The sequence below is a fragment of the Caballeronia sp. M23-90 genome, from assembly GCF_053574605.1.
Window position 1 is genome coordinate 1 of sequence record NZ_JBSIPA010000474.1, and the last position, 5,008, is coordinate 5,008.

Here is a 5,008-nt window from a genome sequence, read left to right on the forward strand (position 1 = left end):
TGCCGACAACGCGTCCATCACGCCTTGTGCCGCTTGCGGCTTCACCGCTTCCACGCTCGGGCCCGCGAAGTACGCGCCCTGCACGAAATCGACGCCGCATTCCAGCGCGATGAGCGCGTCGCGTTCAGTGCTTAGGCCGCCCATCAAGACAAGCTGACCCGATTCATGCAGCAGCGAAACCAGTCCCGGCAATACCCGCTCGATATGCGAATGCTCGCTTGCCTGCTGCAGGATGCATCGGTCGAGCGTCACGATATCTGGCCGCAGATGCCACACGCGGTCAATATTCGAATGCTTTACGCCGAAGCCATCGAGCGCGATCAGAAAGCCCGACTTGCGCAATGAATCGATGATTTCCGCAAAACGCGTCGTCTCGCCGCCGGCTTGCTCGGGCACTTCCAGCACCACGCGCTGCGGCGGCAGCCCGACATTTTTCAGCGATGCGAGGAGCGCGTCGCCGTAACTCGTGTCCATCAATGCCGCCGGATGAAGGCTTAGAAAGAGCCATTCGTCGTTGCTGTCGAAGGAAAAGAAGTTGCCCAGATGCAGTGATTCGGCGAGACGTCCGAGTTCCAGCAGGTCGCCGCGCCGCGCTGCCTGTGTGAACACCTCGTGCGATGGCACCTGGCGGCCGGTGTCATCGCGGGCGCGCAGTGATGCGTGATATCCGATGGCGCGCCGGTGCGACACCGAGAAGACGGGCTGGAACACGCTGAACACGGTGTATTCGCCGTACAGGACCGTGCGCCGCGAGCCTTCGTCGCCTGCGACAGGGCGGGGCGGCTGAAAGCCGGGAGGGTCGATATCAACCATGCTCATGGTGTTTTGGCAGGTGTTCGAGCGCGGCTCGGGTGGGAGAGAACATCGGACCGCACTAGTTTACAGGATAGGACCCCTCCCTTAAGAGCAAGAAATATGCGCATTTGAGGGTATCTCGAGATGGGAGTGCCTATCGGGCGCTGGGTGAGGCGCCGCTCGGTTCGTGTGGTGATAGTGAGGCGAGAGTTGCACGTTTCTGGTGCGGGCGAAGTCCGCGTTCGCACAGGTTCAGGGTTTCGCAGAGGTGATGAAGTGCTTGGTACTTGCGGTTTTGGTTGGCACCTCGACCTGCATTCGATAGTAATGATCTTGTGCGAAAGAGTCCGCGGTGAATCAGTGTGCCTCCGACGGATCGGTCTCAGTACTTTTCACTGCCCGAATCTCCGGGGCGAGCTGCGCGAAAATCCACGCTGACGCAGCCGTAATAATCCCTACGCACAAAAACGTCGCGTGAAATGCCGGAAGTGAATTCGTCTCAGTGACCTTCGGCAGAATTCCCGTGAAAGTCGCAAGAACCGCCCCCGCGATGGTCACGCCAAGGCTCATCGAAAGCATCTGCACAAGCGAGAACAAACTATTGCCGCTGCTCGCGCCCCCCGTGCCAAGGTCCTTCAACGTCAGCGTATTCATCGCGGTGAACTGGATCGAATTGACGCCGCCAAAGAATGCCAGTTGGATCAACCGCACCCAAAGCGGCTGCTCGGCGTTCGTCAGCGAAAAGCTTGCCATGGTCAGCCCCACCAGCACCGTGTTGACCACCAACACCCTCCGATACCCCCGCGCCATGATCAGCTTCGTCACGATCCGCTTCGATACCATCCCCGCCGCCGCTACGGGAAGCATCATCAATCCGGCCTCGAACGCGGAATAACCCAGACTTACCTGCAGCAGCAAAGGCAACAGATAGGGCATTGCGCCGCTGCCAATGCGCGCGAACAGATTGCCCAGCAAACCGACACTGAACGTGTGGATCTTGAACAGATCAAGCGAAAAGATCGGCTGCGGGACGCGCACCGCATGCAGCCCGTAAGCGACAAAACATGCAAGGCTCAGCACCAGCAACACTAGCACGATGGCGTGCTGCAAGCCGAGATCGGCGAGGCCATCGAGCGAGATGGTCAGCGCCACCATGCCGACAGCCAGCAGCAGATATCCGGCGAGATCGAACGGGGCGGTGGCAGGGTTGCGGCTATCGGGCATGAAAAGCCGGGTCGCAATGCAGCCGATCACACCCACAGGCACGTTGATCAGGAAGATCCAGTGCCACGATGCAATCTGCACAATCCACCCCCCTAGCGTCGGCCCGATGAGCGGCCCAATCAACCCGGGAATCGCCACAAACGATAAAGCCGGTAAATATCGCTCCGCGGGAAAGACGCGCAGCACGGCAAGCCGCCCGACTGGGAGCAACATGGCGCCGCCCACGCCCTGTACGACGCGATAAACCACCAGTTGCATCAGCGTATGGGCGTTCGCACAAAGCAGCGAGCCAATGGTGAAGATGAGGATCGCGCTAAAGAAGACGTGCCGGGTGCCGAACTTATCAGCGAGCCAACCGGAGAAAGGGATTACGGTTGCCATGGTCAGCGAATACGCGATCACGACGCCCTGCATGCGCAGCGGCGCTTCGCCGAGGCTGCGGGCCATGGCGGGCAGCGCCGTATTGACGATGGTCGAGTCGAGCGTCTGCATGAAAAAGCCGGTGGCGACGAGCCACAGCATGATCGTGAGCGCTTGCGGGGAAGGAGAGGATGGAATGTTCGAGCGGATTGTGTCGGGCATGAAGGCGGCCGGCGGAAGGAGTGGGCTGATTTTACGTCGATGTGCGAGTCGTGGCAGGCGTCAATCGCAGAAACGGGGAACTCAAACGCAAGGCGCCCAGGCTTGGTGCCCGGGCGCGCAGGTGATCTGAAACAAAAATCGACTAGGTCATAGGTGCCGCTTACGGTCGATCCGCCCCAGGCACACGCCCATACGTATCTTCAAACCGCACGATATCGTCCTCGCCCAGATACGTACCCGACTGAACCTCGATCAGCTCAAGCGGAATCTTCCCCGGATTGAGCAAGCGATGTGTCACGCCAAGTGGAATATAGGTTGACTGATTTTCGGTGAGCATGATCTGCTGGTCGCCGTTCGTGACCATCGCCGTGCCCTTCACTACGATCCAGTGCTCGGCACGGTGGTGATGCATCTGGAGGCTCAACTGTGCGCCCGGATTCACCTCAATGCGTTTCACCTGGAATCGCGAACCCTGGTCGATACCTTCGTAGGACCCCCACGGCCGCACCACACGCCGATGCGTCACCGACTCCGTACGGCCCGACGCCTTCAGCCGCTCGACGATCTTCTTCACATCCTGCGTGCTGTCCCGATGCGTCACCAGCACTGCGTCCGCCGTTTCCACGATCACGATGTTGTCCAACCCGATCGCCGCCACCATCCGGTGTTCCGCGCGAATGTACGAGTTGCTCACGTTTTCGGTGAGCACATCGCCGAGCAGCGTATTGCCTTGTGCATCGCTTTGGGCGATTTCCGCCAGCGCCGTCCACGATCCGATATCGTTCCAGCCAAGGTCGGCCGCGGCGATCACCGACGCGCGGTCTGTGCGCTCCATCACCGCATAGTCCACCGATACGTTCGGGCATTCCTCGAACGCGCCGGCGTCGAGCCGCACGAAATCGTAGTCGCGTTTGGCCAGTTCCAGCGAAAGGGTGGTTTGACGCGCGATTTCCGGCTCGTACTTGCGCAGTTCGTCCATGTAGGTCGAGGCCTTCAGCATGAACATGCCGCTGTTCCAGTAATAGCCGCCTTCTTCGATAAACCGCGCAGCTTTCTCCGCATCCGGCTTTTCGACGAATTCGGCGACGCCGAACGCGCCGTCGTTCGCTCCGATCTTCGAGCCACGGCGAATATAGCCGTAACCCGTATGCGGCTCAGTAGGATCGATACCGAACGTCACCAGATAATCGTCCTTCGCCACTTCGGCTGCGGCTTCCGTGACGCGGGCGAAGGCTTCTTCATTTAGGATCACATGATCGGATGGCAGCACGAGCAACAACGCGTCCGGCGATGAACGCAGCGCCAGCAAGGCGGCTGCGGCAATGGCAGGCGCAGTGTTGCGGCCGACCGGCTCGAGCACGATGGCCGACGGAACCGTGCCCGACTCACGCAACTGCTCGGCGACGAGAAAACGCTGCTCGTTGTTTGTCACCACGATAGGCGCGGTTATGCCCGCAATGCCGTTCAGGCGCAACGCGGTTTGTTGCAGCAAGGTTTTGTCGCTGGTCAGCTTCAGATACTGCTTCGGATAACCGCCGCGCGACATGGGCCACAAACGCGTACCACTGCCGCCGCACAAAATAACTGGATGAATACTCATTCAACTCCCCTCGAAAATTTCTAGTTGCGCAATTCTGCTTTAATTACGCGATTGGTGGTTAAGTTAGTGTTGCATCAGCTTTTTTCCGGAGCGGAAGCAGACCGGTCCCAGACCCGGACGGTCAGCGCGTTCGCCTTAAGCGACGATGCAAAGCCGCAAGCGCACATCTTATTAGATCGCTTGGTGCGAAATGTAAGGCACGTTACATAAAATCGCGCCGATGATCCGCTGGCAATCATCGATCAGGAGGCACCGCCATGAATTTGGCCTTGAATTCCCTTACGGCGCTCTGGCATCTCGCCGGCCGTCATCCCGACACGCTCTATCACCTCACGCTTTCCGGCGACGAGCGGCAGTTGCCGTCGGTGTATCGGGTGAGCGCGCTGGCATCGGCGAGTATTGGAGCCTCCGCATTGGCCGCCGCCGAATGCTTCCGGCAACGCACGGGTCAGATGCAGCAGGTCGAACTCGATGCCCGCCGCGCAACTGTCGCGTTTCGCAGCGAACGCTACTTGCGCATCGACGCCGATACCGCGCCCGAGCTGCGCGATCCGCTGATGGGTTTCTACGAAACACGCGATGGCCGCTGGATCCAGCTTCACACGAACTTCAAGCATCATCGCGATGGCGTGGTGAAACTCCTCGGTTGCGCCAACGACCACGCCGGCGTCAGCGAGGCGGGCGCATCGTGACGCGTTTCCTGCGATCGAAACACGTGCCGTGCAAGAGAATGCGCATGCGTTCGTTGAACTGCACATCGAACAAGGCCCGTTGCTCGAACTCGCCGATATTCCTCTTGGTGTAGTC

4 protein-coding genes are annotated in these 5,008 nt (G+C 59.8%); 1 reads left to right on the forward strand and 3 read right to left on the reverse strand.

The window, feature by feature from the left end:
- The 3 genes from ACRXB1_RS30275 to ACRXB1_RS30285 all read right to left on the reverse strand — a co-directional run.
- The coding region (locus ACRXB1_RS30275) for an EAL domain-containing protein (protein WP_449494137.1) at window positions 1–819 on the reverse strand (819 nt) is incomplete at its 3' end.
- 333 nt (window positions 820–1,152) lie between these two features.
- Entirely contained in the window at window positions 1,153–2,601 is a 1,449-nt protein-coding gene (mdtD, locus tag ACRXB1_RS30280) for a multidrug transporter subunit MdtD (RefSeq protein WP_449494138.1), read from the reverse strand.
- Between the two features lie 160 nt (window positions 2,602–2,761).
- Window positions 2,762–4,201 carry a mannose-1-phosphate guanylyltransferase/mannose-6-phosphate isomerase gene (locus ACRXB1_RS30285; RefSeq protein WP_449494139.1) on the reverse strand — a complete coding sequence of 480 codons (1,440 nt, stop codon included), beginning with the start codon at window positions 4,199–4,201 and terminating at the stop codon, window positions 2,762–2,764.
- 257 nt (window positions 4,202–4,458) lie between these two features.
- Here ACRXB1_RS30285 and ACRXB1_RS30290 point away from each other — a divergent pair, with 257 nt between their 5' ends.
- A complete protein-coding gene (locus ACRXB1_RS30290) occupies window positions 4,459–4,893 on the forward strand; it encodes a hypothetical protein (RefSeq protein WP_449494140.1) in 435 nt (144 codons plus the stop codon).
- Window positions 4,894–5,008: the final 115 nt, after the last annotated feature.

What these genes read in the sequence shown, in the direction of transcription:
- ACRXB1_RS30290 (WP_449494140.1), top strand. Translation starts at nt 4,459, where the DNA reads ATGAATTTGGCCTTGAATTCCCTTACGGCGCTCTGGCATCTCGCCGGC.
- mdtD (WP_449494138.1), bottom strand. Translation starts at nt 2,601, where the DNA reads ATGCCCGACACAATCCGCTCGAACATTCCATCCTCTCCTTCCCCGCAA.
- ACRXB1_RS30285 (WP_449494139.1), bottom strand. Translation starts at nt 4,201, where the DNA reads ATGAGTATTCATCCAGTTATTTTGTGCGGCGGCAGTGGTACGCGTTTG.